The 17550-nt window shown below is 74.3% G+C and carries 9 protein-coding genes; 2 read left to right on the forward strand and 7 right to left on the reverse strand.

The features are described from left to right. Position 1 precedes the first annotated feature (1 nt). Positions 2 to 1180, reverse strand: a complete 1179-nt coding sequence (locus ACIP67_RS22930) for an acyl-CoA dehydrogenase family protein (protein ID WP_401694141.1) — start codon at positions 1178 to 1180, stop codon at positions 2 to 4. 175 nt (positions 1181 to 1355) lie between these two features. After that, positions 1356 to 1928 (reverse strand): TetR/AcrR family transcriptional regulator, encoded by a 573-nt coding sequence (locus ACIP67_RS22935; protein WP_401694143.1) that lies wholly within the window; start codon positions 1926 to 1928, stop codon positions 1356 to 1358. A gap of 149 nt (positions 1929 to 2077) precedes the next feature. Between ACIP67_RS22935 and ACIP67_RS22940 the strand changes: the two genes are divergently transcribed. Both ACIP67_RS22940 and ACIP67_RS22945 read left to right on the forward strand, forming a co-directional pair. After that, positions 2078 to 2467, forward strand: coding sequence for a trypco2 family protein (locus tag ACIP67_RS22940; RefSeq protein WP_401694144.1), 390 nt, complete (start codon positions 2078 to 2080; stop codon positions 2465 to 2467). 438 nt (positions 2468 to 2905) lie between these two features. Further along, positions 2906 to 5164 (forward strand): tetratricopeptide repeat protein, encoded by a 2259-nt coding sequence (locus ACIP67_RS22945; protein WP_401694146.1) that lies wholly within the window; start codon positions 2906 to 2908, stop codon positions 5162 to 5164. A gap of 97 nt (positions 5165 to 5261) precedes the next feature. Here ACIP67_RS22945 and ACIP67_RS22950 read toward each other — a convergent pair whose 3' ends face one another. From ACIP67_RS22950 to ACIP67_RS22970, 5 genes are read right to left on the reverse strand one after another with little or no spacing between them, the layout of a single operon-like run. Further along, positions 5262 to 6482 carry a helix-turn-helix domain-containing protein gene (locus tag ACIP67_RS22950; RefSeq protein ID WP_401694147.1) on the reverse strand — a complete coding sequence of 407 codons (1221 nt, stop codon included), beginning with the start codon at positions 6480 to 6482 and terminating at the stop codon, positions 5262 to 5264. Between the two features lie 49 nt (positions 6483 to 6531). Beyond that, positions 6532 to 7530 carry an alpha/beta hydrolase gene (locus tag ACIP67_RS22955; RefSeq protein ID WP_401694149.1) on the reverse strand — a complete coding sequence of 333 codons (999 nt, stop codon included), beginning with the start codon at positions 7528 to 7530 and terminating at the stop codon, positions 6532 to 6534. 39 nt (positions 7531 to 7569) lie between these two features. Then, a complete protein-coding gene (locus ACIP67_RS22960) occupies positions 7570 to 9150 on the reverse strand; it encodes an acyl-CoA carboxylase subunit beta (RefSeq protein WP_401694151.1) in 1581 nt (526 codons plus the stop codon). Beyond that, positions 9143 to 15652 (reverse strand): SDR family NAD(P)-dependent oxidoreductase, encoded by a 6510-nt coding sequence (locus ACIP67_RS22965; RefSeq protein ID WP_401694152.1) that lies wholly within the window; start codon positions 15650 to 15652, stop codon positions 9143 to 9145. Before ACIP67_RS22965 ends, ACIP67_RS22960 begins: the two co-directional genes overlap by 8 nt. Next, positions 15649 to 17526 carry a fatty acyl-AMP ligase gene (locus ACIP67_RS22970; protein ID WP_401694153.1) on the reverse strand — a complete coding sequence of 626 codons (1878 nt, stop codon included), beginning with the start codon at positions 17524 to 17526 and terminating at the stop codon, positions 15649 to 15651. The genes ACIP67_RS22965 and ACIP67_RS22970 overlap by 4 nt, the downstream gene beginning before the upstream one ends. Positions 17527 to 17550: the final 24 nt, after the last annotated feature.

The raw sequence follows: 17550 nt of genomic DNA on the forward strand, positions 1-17550 counted from the left end.
ATCACTCCTTGCCGAGGACGGTGAGCACACCGCCCTCGCTCCGGTCCAGCGCACGGGAGATGATCATGCGCTGGATCTGGTTGGTTCCTTCGAAGATCTGCATGACCTTCGCCTCGCGCATGTAGCGCTCGACGGGGAAGTCGCGGGTGTATCCGTACCCGCCCAGGACCTGCACCGCGTCCGTGGTCACCTTCATGGCGTTGTCGGTGGCCACGAGCTTGGCGATGGACGCCTCCCGGGTGAAGGGCAGGCCGAGGTCCTTCAGCCGGGCGGCGGCCAGGGCGGTGGCGCGCGCCGACTCGATCGCGGCGCCCATGTCGGCGAGGACGAACGCCAGCCCCTGGTGCTCGATGATCGGCTTGCCGAACGTCTCCCGCTCCCGCGCGTAGCGCACGGCGTGGTCGAGGGCGCCCTGGGCGAGGCCGGTGGCGACGGCGGCGATGCCGAGGCGGCCGCAGTCCAGGGAGGCCAGCGCGATCCTCAGCCCCGCCCCCTCCTCACCGATCCGGCGGGCGACCGGCACCCGCACGCCGTCGAGCCGCATGGTGGCGGTCGCCGACCCGGTCAGCCCCATCTTCCGCTCCGGCGGGTCGGCGCTCAGCCCCGGGGTGTCCGCCGGGACCAGGAAGCAGGAGATCCCGTGGGTGCGGTCGTCGGAGGTGCGGGCCATGACCGTGTAGAAGTCGGCGTACCCCCCGTGCGTGGTCCACGCCTTGGCTCCGTCGAGGACGTACGTGTCGCCGTCGCGGACCGCGCGCGTGAGCATGGCCGCCGGGTCGGAGCCGGCGTGCGGCTCGGACAGGCAGTAGGCGCCGAGGAGCTCCCCGCCCAGCATGTCCGGCAGCCAGGTGCGCCGCTGCGCCTCGGTGCCGAACCGGGCCAGCGGGAAGCAGGAGAGCGCGTGCACGGAGAGTCCCACGGCGACGCTCGACCAGACCGCGGCGATCTCCTCCAGCACCTGGAGGTACACCTCGTACGGCTGGCCCGCCCCACCGTCCTCCTCGGCGAACGGCAGCCCGAGCAGCCCGCTGCGGCCCAGGGTGCGGAAGACGCCCCGGGGGAACGCCCCGTCCGCCTCCGCGTCGGCGACCCGGGGTGCGAGTTCCTTGGCGGCGAGGGTGCGGGTGAGCTGGATGAGCTCTACGGCTTCCGCGGTCGGCAGGGCGCGGGTGGCAGGCATGGTGACCTCCACGGGTAGCGGGTAGTACTCCGAGTGATACTGGAGTGCGTACGAACGTATCAATCACAGTACGGCACGGGAGGGTGGGAGGGCACCCGTTCGCGCGGGGAGAGCGCCGCCGGAGGCACGGCGACGGGAAGCGGGCGGCGGAGCGGCCGCGGCGGGGAAGCGGGCGTCAGGGGGCGACGGCGTGCACGATCAGCGACGCGAGCTGCTCGTAGGCCTCCGCGTCGGTCAGCCCGGTGCGCGCCTGGAGCTCGCCCTGCTGGATCTGCCGCATGGTCGCGGCGGCGACCTCGCCGACGAACGCGGCGTGCACGTCGCGGAACGCGCCGTCGGAGACGCCCTCCGCGATCAGCCGGCGGACCCGTTCCGCGGCCATCCGCGTGTTCGCCTCGTAGACCTCCCGGGCGGGCGGGAAGTCGGCCACGTCGTCGAGGAAGCGGCGGGAGAGCGGACGCAGCTGCTCGGCGACGGCCGTCAGGTACGCACGGACCCGGTCCGACGGGTCCACGGTCTGCGCCACCCGCTTCTCGACGACCTCGGTCGCCCCCCGGAAGTAGTGCTTGACCGCCTCCACGACCAGCCCCTGCTTGCTGCGGGCCAGCTGGTACAGCGTCGTCTTCGAACAGCGCAGCCGCACGGCGAGGTCGTCGAGGGTGAGGTCCGAGAACCCCTCCGCCGTCAGCAGCGCGACGAGTCGTTCCAGCAGGTCGGCCTGTCGGGCGGTACGGCGGGGGGACGGCATGATCCCAGCGTAACCGCGCCGCGCCCGGCCGCCGCCGCCCGGCCGCACGAGCCCCGGCTCCGCCCGCGTTGGTCCTCTCCCCACCCCGTCTGGCACTCTGTCACCTCAGGACCACGGCGCTTCCTGTCCGCGCCGGCGAGGGGGACACCATGCCCGAGGAGCTGGAACTGACGGCCGCGGTACGGCTGGTGCGCGACGCGTTGCTGAGCGCCGCCGCCGACACGCATGACGACCTGCGCTTCGAGGTGGGCCCGGTCGGCATGGAGTTCACGGTCGAACTGCGGCGGGACGTCGCCGCGAAGACCGGCTTCCGGGCCTGGGTCCTGTCCGGCGACGCGGAGGCGAGGGCCGGCCGGACCCGTACCCACAAGGTCTCGCTGACCCTCACGCCGAAGCGGGCCGACGGCCGGGCGGTGGAGATCTCCCGGAACCTGGCGGACGGGCACCCGGCGGACGGGGGCCTGCCGGGCGACGACGACGGGGCCGACAACGGGGCCGACGACGGCTCCGCCCTCTTCCTGGCGCCCGACGCCTCCTGACCGCCGGTCCCGCGCGAAGGGGCACGGACGCCATGAACAGAAGCCGGCTGGTCGCCGTGCGTGCCGACGGGGAGAGCAGCGGCGGCCGGGTCGGTTCGGGGTGCGTGATCGCGCCCCGCCTGGTGCTGACGGCGGGCCACGCGCTGCCCCCTCGGGAGACCGCCGGGCCGGCCGCCGGTGCGCGGGTGCGGGTGCAGCTGTTCACCGCCCGGCGGCTCGTACCCGCCGCGGTCGTCTGGGACGGCCGGCCGGCGGGCCTCGACGCGGCCCTGCTGGAGGTGGCGCCGGAGGACTGGCCGTCCGACGTCGCGGACTCCCCGGTGCGGTTCGGGCGGTTCGTGACGCTCGCGGGCGGGGCAGCCCGCCGACGCCCTGGGGTTCGCCCGGGTCCAGGCCTCCTCCCCCGCCGGTCTGGAGACCGCCCAGGTCTCCGGCACGGTGAGCCCCGGGGACCGGATGATCGCCGACCGCTGGGAACTCGGTGTCGACCGGGCCCCCGCCGGCCTCGGCCACCTCCGGGCGGACCGGCCGGCGGACGGCCGTGCGGACACGCCCGGGGGCACCCGTGCGGACACCCGCGGCCCGGCCGGGCCGGGACCGTCCGGGCCACGGGTCCCCCGACCGGGCCGGGAGCCGGACGTCCGGGCGCAGCTCCTCGGGCACGAACGGCGGTACTGGAAGCGGACCGCCGGCGCCTGGTCCGAGCTCGACGGCCTCGGCCACGACGTGCTGGCCGACGCGGTGGCGGCGGCGACGCTGACCAGGACCGCCGATCCGCACCGCGCCACCGGACTGCTGGGGCTGCTCCCGGGGCTGGCCGGCGAGGAGGAACGGACCAGGGCCGCGGCGGAATGGCTCCACCGGCTGTATCCGCCGACCGAGGCGTCGTACTGGGGCGCCCTGGAGCCCGATCTGCTGGGCGAGTACCACGTGGCCCTGCGCTGCCGCGGGAACAGGGCCCTGCTGGGTTCGCTGCTGCCCCGGCTGGACGGCCGCGAGGCCGAACGGGCGCTGACCGTGCTGGCCCGGGCCGAGGCCCAGCCCGGCTGCCCCTGCCCGGATCTGGCGGAGCAGGTGGCGGACCTGATCGTCGGCCACCCCGACGCGCTGGCCGTCCCGGCGGTGGTGGTCGCCGGGCGGTCGGAGAACCCGGGCTTCCTGCTGCACGCGCTGCACCGGCTGGTGGAGCGGCCGGACCTGCCGCTCGACCTGCTGGAGGTGCTGCACGCGGCGGTGCCGGACCGCAGCCGGCTGCTGGGCGAGCAGGCCCTGGGCATCGCCCGGCGACTCGTCCACGCGCACCGCCGCCGGGCCCGCCTCGCGGGCGGCGTCCTCGCCCCGGCCCCGGTGCGGGCCGACCTGGCGGGGGCGGAGCACAACCTCGCGGTCCGGCTGAGCTCCGTACGGCGCTGGACGGACGCCGTGGAGCGCAGCGGCCGTGCGGTACGGCTGTACCGCGGGCTGGCCCGCAGCGACCCGGGCGCGTACCTCCCGCTGCTCGCCGAGTCGATCGGGGTGCGCTGGGGCGCGCTGTTCGAACTGGGCCGGTACCGCGAGGCGCTGGCGGACTGCACGGAGGCGGTGCGGGTCGGCCGGCGGCTGGTGGCGGGCGGGTCCGGGGCGCGGACGGCGGCCGCCTCGATGCCGCACCGGGCCCGGCTGGCGCAGGCGCTGAGCAACCTCTCCGTGGTGCTGGCCTCGCGGAACCTGCGCGCGGAGGCGCTCAGCGCCGGTGAGGAGGCCGTGGAGATCCTGGAGGAACTGGTCCGCGACCGGCCCACCCGCCAGCACCTCGCCCTGCTCGCCGGCGCGCTGCACAACCTCGCCAACCGGCGCTCACCGGGCCAGGACGCCCTGGAGACGGTGACCCACGCCGTCCTGATCCGGCGCCGGCTCGCCCAGGTCCATCCGGACGCCTACCTGCCCGCCCTGGTGGAGTCCCTGCACAACCAGGCGCTGGAGCTGACCGCGCTGAACCGCTACTCGGCGGCGGTGCGGGTCATCGACGAATGCCTGCGGGTGACGCTGCACCTGGTGGAGGACCAGCCCACCATCCACCGTCCCACGCTGGCCCGGGTGCTCGGGACCCGGGCCGGGGCGCTCAGCGGGGCCGGCTCGCACACCCAGGCGGTCCGTACGGCGGTGCGGGCGCTGCTGCTCCTCCAGGACCTCTCGCGCGAGCGGCCCGCCGAGTACGAGCAGGCCATCGAGGCCATGACACGGCACACGGCGAACGTGGCCTGGGACGCGTACGCCGGCTGGGACGAGGCGGCCGGGGCCGCGTGGTGGCTGCGGCTGCACCAGGAGGCCAACCGCCGGGCCGCGGTGCGCCGTGAGCGGGAGCGGCGGGAGCGGTGGCGCGCGACCCGGTGGCGCCGGGTCCCGGAATGGCTGGGCCGGTGGGCCGGGATCCGGCTGACGGTGTCACGCCGGCCCGATCCGGCGCGGCCCGCGGCGCGGATCCCCCGTTTCGGGGTGGGCCTCACCGTGCCGCCCGTCCCCGGCACCCCGGACGGCGACGAGAGGATCCGTGACCAGCGGGAGTTCCGCAAGCTGCTGGACCGGGGAGGCCTGATCCGGGTGGACACCCCGAAGCCGGACACGATGCGCGGGCTGTCCGAGCTCGAACGGGCGCTGGCGCGCGCCTACGAGATGGAGGTGGCCCTGGAGTCGTACCTGCCGGACCGGGCGCCGTAGCGCTCGGGGGCGGGGCGACCGCCCTGACCGCGGGCGCCCGCCGCACGCGGTGGGTCGTGGCTTTTCGAACTCGGCAGGGTCACCGTCACCGCGGCCCTCACGCGTCGGCTGCTCCGCCCCGTCCGCACGACGTGTCCCGGAGGCGGAGCGCCAGCTCGGCGTCGAACCGGAAGTTCGCGTCGCCGAGGCGGTCCCCGAAGAGTTCCCTCAGCTGGCGCAGCCGGTTGCGGGCCGTCTGGGGATGGATGCCCAGCGCCGTGGCGACCTCCGGCGCGGACCGGCTCCAGGAGGAGAGCAGGGCGCGCAGCGTCTCCTCGAGGCGTTTGGCCTTGCCCAGTGACAGTCCTTCCAGGGGATCGACCAGCCGCTCGACCACCAGGGCACTGACGGGCTCGCCCGCCAGCAGAACGAGGTCGGTCAGATGTGTCTCGGCCCTCACCAGCGCCGTGTCGCCCGGGAGGCGGCCCCGGCGGATGTGGTGCACCGTCAGGCGAGCGCAGTGCAGCGACAGCCACGCCTCCGCCAGGGGGACCGCCGGCCCCACGACCAGGCGCCGGCCGGGAAACGCCGCCCGCAGGCGGTGCTCCCGATCGAGTCCGCCCCTGACCGGGAGGACCGCCCGCAGCTCGGTGCCGCGAGGGACGAACAGAACGTCAGGGAGGTGTCCGAGCGGTGGTGTGGTCTGGTTCTCGACGACGAGACACGCGACCTGGTCGGGCAGCGGCCACCGCGCTTTGTCGGCCAGGACCTCCAGTGCGGCGCCTCCGTCGAGGTCACGTTGCAGCAGACGCTCGGCCAGCGCGCGGCGGTGGTCGGCGATCTCGTCGGTGCTCACCGCTTTGGCCTCGGCATAGCCTTTGGTCGACTCGTTGGCCAGGGCGTTGATGTGGACCAGCACGGCCTCGCCCAGGCGCAGCACCGCCGAGAGCGGCAGATCGGCCTGACGGGCGGATTCGACGTAGCAGCGGCAGGCGACCTGCGCCCCGATGCGGTACGCCTCCTGCAAGTGGTCGAGGTCGCGACCGGCGAAGAACTCGGTGCGGCCCAGTCTGCGGAAATAGGCGGTGACCTGGTCCTGCGGCCGGCCAGGGTCCTCGATGAGTTCCACGAACTGGTAGACGGCGCGCCGGACCGCGCCGACCAGGTCGCGCCCGACGGGGGACTCCAGCGATCCGCGGTAGCTGGCCACGCTGCGCTGGATGACCTGGATCATCTCGGTGGCGATGGTGTCCGCTCGGGGCCGCAGCACGTGGGCCATCTCGACCGGCAACTCGAACCAAGGGCCGTAGATCGGGGCCGTGACGTTGTTCCTTCCCACTCCGAGCACCTCCAGCCGGCACGGTGTGAACTGTTGCTGACAACTTGTCTCACATGCCGAGCCCTTGGGCAAGAGTGGGCCAGGACCGGTGCAGCGCGCGTTCCCAGTAAGGCCAGTCGTGCGTGCCGTTTCCGTAGAAATCGCTGGTCACCGGCAGTCCGTTGGCCTGGAGCTTCGCGACGAACTGCTGCGAGGTGCCCAGCGCGGCGGGTTCGAGGGCGTCCGCGCCCTCGTCCGGCGCGAGATCACCGGGCAGGCCGTTTCCGGACGATACGTAGAGCGCCTTTCCGCGGAGCGACTCGACGTTGTCGTACGGATTGTGGGACCGCCACAACGCGTTGGTCAGGAGCTCTCCGCCCCACAGGGCCGTCCAGTTCCAGACCCCTTCCCGGACGAGGATGCCTTTTATCAGCCCGGGAACACCGAAGGACAGCGTGTTGAGCATTCCGCTGTAGGAGGCGGCGGCCCCGAACAGCTCCGGGTGCCGGAACGCGTAGTGCATGGCGCCGAATCCCCCGATGGACAGGCCGGCCACGGACCGCTGGGTGCCCGCCCGGTAATTGCGTTCGAGGATCTGCCGCACCTCGGTGACGTGGAAGGTCTCCCAGTCCGGCTGGGAACTGAGGCCGAAATTCCACCATGCCGAGTACATTCCGGCCGCCCCGTCGGAGGGCATGACGACCATCACGTCCTTGTCGGCGGTGAACTCCTCGACGTCGGTGAACTTGGTCCACGCGCGGTAGTCGGCCGCGTCGCAGCAGCCGTGCAGCAGCCACAGGGTCGGCCAGGCCTGGTCGGGCCGGCTGTCCCAGTTCTCGGGGAGGAGGACCCGGACCATCGCCCGCCGGCCGAGTGCCGGGGAATCGATCTCCAGATCGACGGTGCGGTCGTCGATGCGGGTCTCGCTCACGACGCTCGCGCCGTCATCGGCGGGCACGGACGCGGACGCGGCCACGGCGGGCGTGTCCGTGGGAATGAGGGGGCTCACGGTCAGCGCGGCGGCCAGCAGGGCCACGACGGCCGCACGATACCTGCGGGGAATTCTCATGCGCTTCCTTTCCTGACACGGGTCGACGAGAGGCGGAACTCACAGCGGGATGTTCCCGTGTTTGCGCGCGGGGAGTTGTTTGCGTTTCGAGCGGAGCGATCGGAATGCCCGCGCCACCTCGATACGCGTCGCCGCGGGGCGTATGACGCGATCGACGTAGCCTCGCTCGGCGGCCGGATACGGTGATGCCGTTCTCGCCCGGTAGTCGTCCACCAGGGCCTGCCTGATCCGGTCGCGGTCGGCCGCGTCGGTCTCCCGCAGGGTGCGCCGGTGCAGGACGGCGACCGCGCCCTCGGCGCCCATGACCGCGATCTCCGCCGAGGGCCAGGCGAGGTTGACGTCGGCTCCGAGGTGTTTGGAGCCCATGACCGCGTAGCCACCGCCGTAGGCCTTGCGGACCACGACGGTCACCTTGGGGACGGTCGCCTCCGCGTACGCGTAGAGGAGCTTCGCTCCGCGCCGGATGATGCCCGCCCGTTCCTGAGCCACTCCCGGCAGATATCCGGGGACGTCGGCCAGGGTGAGCAGCGGGATGCCGAAGGCATCGCAGAACCGGACGAAACGAGCCGCCTTCTCGGAGGCGTCGATGTCGATGACTCCGGCGAGGTGGCGGGGCTGGTTCGCCACCACGCCGACCGTGCCGCCCTCGATGCGGGCGAACGCGCAGAGCATGTTGGGCGCGAACCCGTCGTGCACCTCCAGGAACTCGTGGTCGTCGGCGAGAGCGGCGACGAGTTCCCGCATGTCGTACGACTGGTCGGGGCCGCCGGGGACGAGGGAGTCCAGCGCCCGGTCGGTGGGGGTGATCTCGTCACCGGAGGTGGACGGGTAGACGGGAACGGGGTCCATGTTGTTGGCCGGGAGGTATCCCAGGAGGGTCCGGACCCAGTCGACGGCGTCGTGCTCGTCGCCGGCCCGGTAATGGGCGTTGCCGGACACCGCGCTGTTGACGGCGGCGCCGCCGAGGTCGGCGGCGCTGACGCGTTCGCCGGTGACGGCGGCGACGACGTCCGGTCCGGTGACGAACATGTGCGCCGTCCCGTCGACCATCACGGTGAAGTCGGTGAGGGCCGGGGTGTAGACCGCACCGCCCGCGCAGGGCCCGAGGACCAGGGAGATCTGCGGCACCACCCCGGAGGCGGCGACGTTGCGCATGGCGATCTCGGCGTAGTACGCCAGGGACGTCACGCCCTCCTGGATGCGGGCCCCGCCGGAGTCGTTGATGCCCACGATCGGGCACCCGATGTCGAGGGCCCGGTCCATGACCTTGAGGACCTTCTCGCCGAAGACCTCTCCGAGACTGCCGCCCAGGACGCTGAAGTCCTGGGAGAACACGCAGAGGGGGCGTCCGTCCACGGTGGCCTGGCCGGTCACCACGCCGTCACCGTAGGGGCGGTTGTCCGACATGCCGAAGTCGGTGCAGCGGTGCCGGGCGAACCGGTCGAACTCGGTGAAGGAGCCGGGGTCGACGAGCAGGTCGATCCGCTCACGGGCGGTCAGCTTGCCCTTGGCGTGCTGGCGTTCGCCCGCGCTCTTCTCGTTGACCCGCAGGACTTCGTCGTCGCGTGCGAGCAGGTCGGCGATGTCCACGGCGGTGCCGTCGGAGTGGCGGTCAGCCACGGTGGCCTCCTGGGACGTGTGTCAGCGACTCCAGTTCCTTGAGCAGCCGGTGCGCCACGACGTCGATGTGGGGCGGATCGATCACGGAGATGTGGTCTCCGGGGACGGGTACGACGTCGAGGGCGGGGCACAGGGCGTCCCAGCCCAGGGCGGTGTCGGTGCGCAGGTAACGGGGGTCCAGCGATGTGGTGAGGGGGTGCGGCTCGGCGGCGCGGAAGAGCAGGACCGGCCCGCCGTACGGCTGCGGCCGGTAGGCCTCGGCGATGCGCGCGTCGAGGTACGAGGTGTACTGGTGGTGCAGGGCGGCCCGTCCCAGCTGCGGGACCCGCTCGCGGATGCGTGCGATGACCTGGTCGAACAGGTCGAGGTCGGTTCCCCTGCCATTTCCCTTGCCGAGATGCGGGACGTCCAGGCCGAGCGGCACGCCGTAGGTGTGCTCGATGTGCTCGGCGAACCGCGCGACGCGGGTGAGCCGGGCCCTGCCGACGTCGTCGGTGGGCAGGGGAAGGATGGCGTCGATCAGGAAGAGCAGGTCGACCTCGGCACCGGCGGCGGTCAACTGCCGCGCGACCTCGTACGCCAGGCAGCCGCCGAAGGACCAGCCCCCGAGCCGGTAGGGCCCGTGGGGGCGCAGGCGGCGGATCTCGGCGACGTAGACGGCGGCCTTGGCCTCCACGGTGTCGACGGCGTCGAGCCGTTCCAGCCCGTAGCAGTTCGCCGCCCCGCCGATCCGGTCGGCGAGCGGCCGGTAGACCGCGGTGGGGCCGCCCGCGGGGTGGAACAGGAAGAGCGCCGGTTCCCGTCCGTGGTCGGCGAGCACCCGCACCGGGCCGTCGGCGCCGCCCTCGATCCGGTGGCGCAGGAGATCGGCGACGGTGGCGATCGTGTCCGTGCCGGTGAGCCGGACGGGGTCGTCCCCGGGCAGGGCGGCGTTCATCTCGTGCGCCAGGCGGACCAGGTCCGAGTCCGTGGCACCCGCGGTGTCCAGCGTGACGTCGACGGCATGGCCGTGGGCGCCGAGCACCCCGCGCCAGTGCCGGGCGACCCAGCGCTCGGCGGTGTCGCGCGGTTCCGGTCCCGGGGCTCCGTCGGCGCCCGTCCGCTGCCGGGGCACCGCCGTCGTCCCGGTGGCGAGCCGTTCGGCCAGCGCGGCGGCGAGTTCGTTGGTCGACGCGCCACGCAACAGCAACGGGAGCGGCAGGGGCACCCCGATGTCGCGTTCGACGGTGGAGCGGGCCCGCATGGCGGTGAGCGAGTCCAGGCCCAGTGACGTCAGCGGCGCGTCGGGGTCGAGTGAGGACGCGTCGGCACGGAGCAGTTCGCCGAACACGACGAGCAGATGGCCGGTGATCGCCTCCGGCGTGGTGTCGACGGCCGTCCGCGTCGAGGCCGGCGCCGGTGCCGCGGACTCCGTGAAGTAGGCCCGGCCCATGGCGTCGGGGAACATGTCCCGCACGGAGCTCATGTCCAGCCGGAACACACCGACCTGGGACAGTCCCGAGGCCAGGAGCTCTCCCAGGGCGGCGAACCCTTCGACGGGTCCCAGGCGTGCGGCCGCGGACTCCGCCGTCGCGACGGCGGCGCCGATCCCGGACCAGGCACCCCAGTGGACGGTGACCACCGGGACACCCCGCGCGCGCCGGTGGGCGCCGAAGGCGTCGAGCCAGGCGTTCGCGGTGGCGTAGGCGGCCTGCCCCGGGGAACCGAGCAGGGCCGCGGCCGAGGAGTAGTCCACCCACCAGTCCAGATCGAGCGCCGCCGTCGCCTCGTGCAGCCGCAGGGCGCCGTCGGCCTTGGCCCGCCAGACGGTGTCGAGCTGGCCGTCGGTCATGGCCACCACGGCCGCGTCGTCGAGGACGCCCGCGGCGTGGATCACGCCGCGGACCGGGATGCCGTCCGCACCGCCTTCCACGACCATGCGGTCCGCGGTGCCGGAGTCGGCGATGTCACCGGTGACCAGGGCCACCTCGATGCCCGTCGAGCGCATCCGGTCGATGCTCTCGGCGGCGGCGGGCGCGGGCGGCCGGCGGCCGGCGAGCACCAGCCGGGTCGCACCCCGCTCGGCGAGCCACTCGGCGGTGGCCAGACCGAGGCCGGTGAGACCGCCGGTGATCAGGTAGGAGCCCGGCCGTACGACCGGGGTGCGCGGGGTGCCCGGCGGTGGCGCGCCGACCCGCAGTCTGCGCACGTACCGGACGCCGCCGCGCCACGCGACCTCGTCGTCCGGCGGGGACGCGAGGATCTCGGCGGCCGCCTCCGCCACGGACCGCTCGTCGGGCGCCGGGTCGAGGTCCACGAGGGTGGCGCGCAGCTCCGGGTGTTCGAAGGCGAGGACGCGGACCAGCGCGCGCAGTGCCGCCCGACCCGGGTGTCCGGGCCGGTCCTCGGTGATCGGGACGGCGCCCCGGGTCACCAGCCACAGCCGTGGCGGGGCGTCGAGTTCGGCCAGGGCGCGGACGGTGTCCGCGACGGAGGCGACGAGCCGGCGGGCCGCTCGCGGATCGAGCGGTGCGGAAGGGCCGCCGATGGCCAGGACCACGCTGTCGCGGCCGGCTGCGTGGGCGGCGGCCCGGTGCGCCGGGGCCAGGTGTACCTGTCCCCCGTGTGCGGTGATCTCCTCGGCGAGCTCGGCCGTCCAGGTGGCTCCGTGGTCGAGCAGCACCTGGGTGCCATGAGGTCCCGTGGGCCGGGGCGGCCCGTCGAGCGGCAGGGGTGTCCAGACGGCGTGATGGCCGAGCCGGTCGAGGCCCAGGGGAAGGTCTCCCCCGCTCAGGGGGGCGCACTCGACGGATGCGAACGTCGCCACCACCTGGTCGCGGGCATCGAGGACCTGGACGTCCCCGCGGCGGACAGCCCCCTCCCCCGCCGGCGCGAGCCTGGCCCGGACCCGCACGCCCGCGGCGGCGTCGCCGCTCACCTGGACGCTGCCGAAGCGGACCGGCAGCCAGGCCGTGCGTGCGGCCTCGTCGGCGTCGACCGCCGCGGCCAGCGCGTGCAGGCAGGCGTCGGCAAGGGCGGGGTGCAGGTGGAAGCGGCGCAGGCGCAGGTGTCCGGGCACGGCGAGGTCGGCCCGGGCGGTGCCCGCCGACGCCGTGACCGACCGCAGCCCCCGGAACGCCGGGCCGTAGCGCTGGCCGACACCGTCGAGACGCCGGTAGAGGTCGACCGGGTCTCCGTCGGGCACGGCGAAGGCGTCGACCGGGTCTCCGTCGGACGCGGCGAAGGCACCGGCCGTGGGACGGCGGGTCGGGACGGCGGTGGCGTCGGCCAGCAGGACGTGCCGGTCCCCCACGGGTCCGTACACGCGTACGGCCAGTCCGGTGCCGGTCCGGCGTCCGCGCAGGCAGACCCGTGTCCGCTCGGCCAGCGGGAGCATGCGGTGCAGCACCAGGTCGCGCACCGCGACCGGCCCGAGCACCGACTGCCCGGCGGCGAGCACCAGCTCCAGGTGCGCGGTGGCCGGCAGGACCGGTACGCCGTCGACGGTGTGATCGGCCAGCCAGGGGTGGTCGGCGACCCCGACGTCGCCGAACCACACGTGCCCGTCGCCCTCGGGCAGTTCGTCTCCCTCCCCCAGCAGGGGATGGCCCCCGGCGGGCCGGCTCCCGGAGGACCGGCCCGCCGGGGCGGACGGGACCCAGTACTCGCGGTGCTCCCAGCCCGGCGCGGGCAGGTCGAGCACCACTCGGTCGGGGTGCCGGGCGAGCAGGACATCCGGGTGCCCGAGGACGTGGGCGCGCGCCACCGCGGCGGCGAATCCCCCGGTCGAGCGGTCCGGGTCACGGCGTACGGTCGCCAGCACCTGTGCGGCCGGCTCCCGGCCGGCCGCGGTCTGCTCGACGGCGATCGTCGCGACGGGGTGCGCGGACACCTCGACGAAGCCGTGGTGGCCGTCGTCGAGGGCGGCCGCCACGGCCTGGGTGAACCGGACCGGACGGCGCAGGTTGGCCGCCCAGTAAGCGGCGTCGAAGGCGGCCTCTCCCCGGGGGTCGTCGGTGACGGTGGAGTACAGGGGGATGGTGGGCGTGGCGGGACGGACCGGTCCCAGGTCGGCGCGGAACCGGCCCAGCAGTGGGTCCACCGCGGCCGAGTGGCCGGCGCCGCCCACCTTCAGCATCCGTGCCAGGCCGCCGCCCGCGCCGACGTGGGCGACCAGCGCGGCGACCTGTTCGCGCGGACCGCTGACGGTGCACTGGGTCGGGGACGCGTGGACGGCGACGGTGACCGAGGGGAACGCCTCGCGCAGGTCGGCGAGTTCGTCCGCCGACAGTTCGACCGCGGCCATCGCCCCCGCGCCCGCACCGTCGACATCGGCCAGCAGGGCGGAGCGGGCGAGCACCACGCGAAGGCCGTCCCGAGCGGTCAGCGCTCCCGCCACGACGGCGGCGGCGACCTCGCCGATCGAGTGGCCGATCACCGCGCCGGGTGTCACGCCGTGGGCGCGCCACAGCTCGGCCAGTGCGAGCTGCATGCCGAACAGTGCGGGCTGGTGGACCCGGAAGCCCTGGGCCCCCGCGTTCTCACCCAGGGCTTGTGAGAGCGGGAATCCCGCCAGGTCGGCGTAGTGGCCGTCCAGTGCGGACACCGCTCGGGCGAACGCCGGTTCCTCCTGGAGGAGCCTGGCGCCCATCGCCGGCCACTGCGACCCGTAGCCGGAGAACACGAAGACCGGTGCCGCGTCGAGCGCCGGGGACGGCCGCGCGGTGTCCAGCAGTTCGTGGGGGCGGCCGGCGGCGAGGGCGCTCAGCGCGGCGAGGACGCCGGACCGGTCGGTGGCGACGATCGCCGCGCGGCAGACGCCGTGGTCGCGGCCGTGGGCCAGGGCGGCGGCCAGCCGGTGCGGCGGCACGTCCCGCTCGGTCAGCCAGTCGGCGAGTGCCCGCGCGTCGCGCGCCAGCCGCTCGGCGGTCGGGGCTCCGAGGCCGATCACCGCCGGGCGCCGTTGCGGCTGTCCCGGCGGTGGTGCGGAGCGCGGCCACTCTTCGAGGACGAGGTGGGCGTTCGTGCCGCCGAACCCGAACGCGGACACTCCCGCGCGGGCCTGACCGGAGTGGCGGGGCCATACGGCGCTCTCGGTGACGACCCGCAGCCGGGACATGTCGATGTGGGGGTTGGGTTCCGTGTGGTTGCGGCTGGCCGGGATGCGGCCGTGGTGCAGGGCCAGCACGGTCTTGATCAGGCCGGCGATGCCCGCGGCGCCCTCCAGGTGGCCGATGTTGCTCTTGACCGAGCCGATGAGCAGCGGGCGGTCGTCGGGCCGGTCGGCGGCGAGGGCCTCCGACAGGGCGGCCGCCTCGATGGGGTCGCCCAGCAGAGTGCCGGTCCCGTGCGCCTCCACATAGTCGACGGTGGACGGCGCGACCCCGGCCGAGGCGTACGCCTGACGCAGCAGTCGCCGCTGGGCCAGCGGATTGGGGGCCAGCAGACCGTTGGAGCGGCCGTCGGAGTTCACGGCCCCGCCGCGGATCACGGCGAGTACCCGGTCCCCCGCCCGGCGGGCGTCGGCGAGCCGCCTGAGGACGACCACACCGCAGCCCTCGCCGCGGACGATGCCGTCCGCGGCCGCGTCGAACGGTTTGCACCGCCCGTCGGGGGCCAACGCGCCGGCGGCGGCGAACGACGCGCTCACCCCTGGCGTGGTGAGCAGATTGACTCCGCAGGCCAGGGCGGTGTCCGCCTCGCGGAGCGCCAGCGCGCGCACCGCCTGGTGCACAGCCACCAGTGACGACGAGCACGCGGTGTCGATGGTCATGCTGGGGCCGTGGACACCCAGGGCGTAGGACAGCCGGTTGGCCGCGATCGAGCCCGCCGCGCCCTGGCTCGACCACGCGTCGGCCCTGTCCGTGTCGGCGAGGGTGAGCAGCGAGTACTCGGTGGCCGACAGCCCGACCCAGACGCCCGTGTCCGTGCCGCGCAGTCGCCCCGGCGCAATCCCCGCGTGGGCCAGTGCCTCCCAGGTGACCTCCAGCAGCTGCCGCTGCTGCGGGTCCATCAGAACGGCCTCTTCGGGAGAGATGCCGAAGAACTCGGCGTCGAAGGAGGCGATGCCGGGGAGCACGCCTGCCTGCCGCGGCACGTCGTCGCCTGCCTGTGGCCAGCGCTGTGCGGGGACCTCTCCGACCGCGTCCCGGCTCTCCAGCAGGAGGGACCAGTACGCCTCGGCCGTGGCGGCGCCGGGAACTCGGCACGCGAGGCCCACCACCGCGACCGGCGGGAAGGCGGCCGCGCGCGCCTCGACCGCTTCTTCCGGGCCGGCGGCTTCGGCGAGCACCTTCGCCAGGTCGGTGACCGTGGGCGCGCTCCACAGCAGCGTGGGAGGCAGGTCGCGGCCGGCCCGGCGGGCGACGGCCGCGGCGACGGCGACCGTCTGCCGCGAGGACAGCCCGCACTCGCGCAGCGGGCGGGACAGGTCGGCGTCGGTGAGTTCGTGCCCCAGCTCGGTGCCCACCAGGGTGCGTAACCAGAGCAGCCATGCGCGCTCGTCGCGCGGTGTGGCCGTCACGACGCGTTCCGCAGGAAGCGGGCCCGGGCGCCGGACCGGCTGATCTTTCCGCTGGAGGTGCGCGGGACCTCTCCCGGCCCCAGCAGCACCATCGCGTGCAGTCCGATGCCGTGCACGTCGGTCAGTGCCGCCCGCACCGTGGCGATGATCTCGCTGTCGGGGACGGCGTCCGGGTCGACGCCCTTGGCCCGCTCGGCCAGCACGACCAGCCGTTCGCCGTCGTCGGTCGGGACACCGAAAGCGGCCACCGCGTGCCTGCGTACGCCGGGGTGCGCCCGCTCGGCGGTGATCTCTATGTCCTGCGGGTAGTGGTTGCGCCCGTCCAGGATCACCAGGTCCTTGATGCGCCCGGTGATGCAGAGATGGCCGTCGACGATCACACCGAGGTCGCCGGTGCGCAGCCAGCGGCCCTCCCCGTCCTCGACGAAGACGGCCGCCGTCTCCTGCGGTCTGCCCCAGTAGCCCAGGCCCACGTTGTCGCCGCTGACCCAGATCTCTCCCACCCGGGACCCGGCCAGCGGCGCGGCCGTGACCGGGTCGGTGATCCGTATCCGCTGGCCGGCGGGGAGACCGCAACCGACCAGCGTGGCCACTCCCACCGGCCCCGCCGCTCCTTCCGCTCCCACCGGCCCCGCTGCTCCTTCCGCTCCCACCGGCCCCGCCGCTCCTTCCGCTCCCACCGGCCCCGCTGCTCCTTCCGCTCCCGCCGCTCCCCCCGCTCCCACCACTCCTTCCGCTCCCACCACTCCTTCCGCCTCGACGGCGTGTCCGGCCGCGAGGGAGTCCCGGTCCAGGCGGATCACCCGCGGTCCCTCCCCGGCGGGGGAGGCCGATACCAGTACGGTCGCCTCGGCCAGCCCATAGGCGGGGCGGTGGGCCTGGGGCGGCAGGCCGCAGTCGGTGAACGCCTCCCGGAACAGTTCGATGTTCGCGGGCAGGATCGGTTCGCTGCCGTCGATCAGTGCGACGACGTGGTCGAGGTTCAGCAGTGCGCGATCGGCCTCGGTGACACGCGTCGCGGCATAGGCGTAGGCGAAACTCGGTGCGGCGGTGATCGCGCCCGGGTTGGCCGACATCGCGCGCAGCCATCGGGTCGGGTCGGCGAGGAACGCCTCGGGGTCCATCAACACCGACCGGGTCGCCGACACCACGGGGGCGGCGAGTCCGATCACCAGTCCCATGTCGTGGAACAGCGGCAGCCAGGACACGTTGACGGTGTGCCCGGGCCGCATGCCGAAGGTGTCGAGAACCTGGCGGCAGTTCACGAGGACGTTGCGGTGGCTCACCATGACGCCGGCCGGGGCCCTGGTGGACCCGGAGGTGTATTGCAGGTAGGCGATGTCGTCGGGGTCGGTCCGTACCGGTTCGGCGATGCGCTCGCCGGCGGCGGGCAGAGCGTCGACCGCCACCACTTGGCCCTCGGCGAAGCCCCCGGCGCCCGCGAACTCCTGCACGGCGTGGACCTCACGCCAGGTGGTGAGCAGCAGGGCCGGCGCACAGTCGGCGAGCACGCCGGACAGCCGCTGCCACTGCCGGGCGTCGCCCGGCGGGAACAGGGGCACCGCGATCAGCCCTGCGCGGATCACCCCGAGGAACGACGCGAGATAGTCGATCGACTGGGCGCACATCACCGCGGCCCGGTCACCCGCGGATGCCCGGGGCCGGATCCAGGCGGCCACGGCGTCGGCTCGTTCGTCGAGTTCTCTCCAGGTGACGGTGGTGGCCACGCCGTCACGGACCCGGGAGTGGTCGAGGTAGGTGACGGCGGGTTCGTCGCCGCGGCGGTCGGCCCATCGGCGCAGCAGGCCGGACAGCGTCCGCGTGGACGGCGCTGCGGAGGTGGGGGTGGCGGGTTCGGCTCGTTGCACACGCATGGGATTCTCGGCAATCGTGGAGGG

The organism is Streptomyces sp. NPDC088812 (assembly GCF_044750285.1).
Lineage (GTDB): Bacteria > Actinomycetota > Actinomycetes > Streptomycetales > Streptomycetaceae > Streptomyces.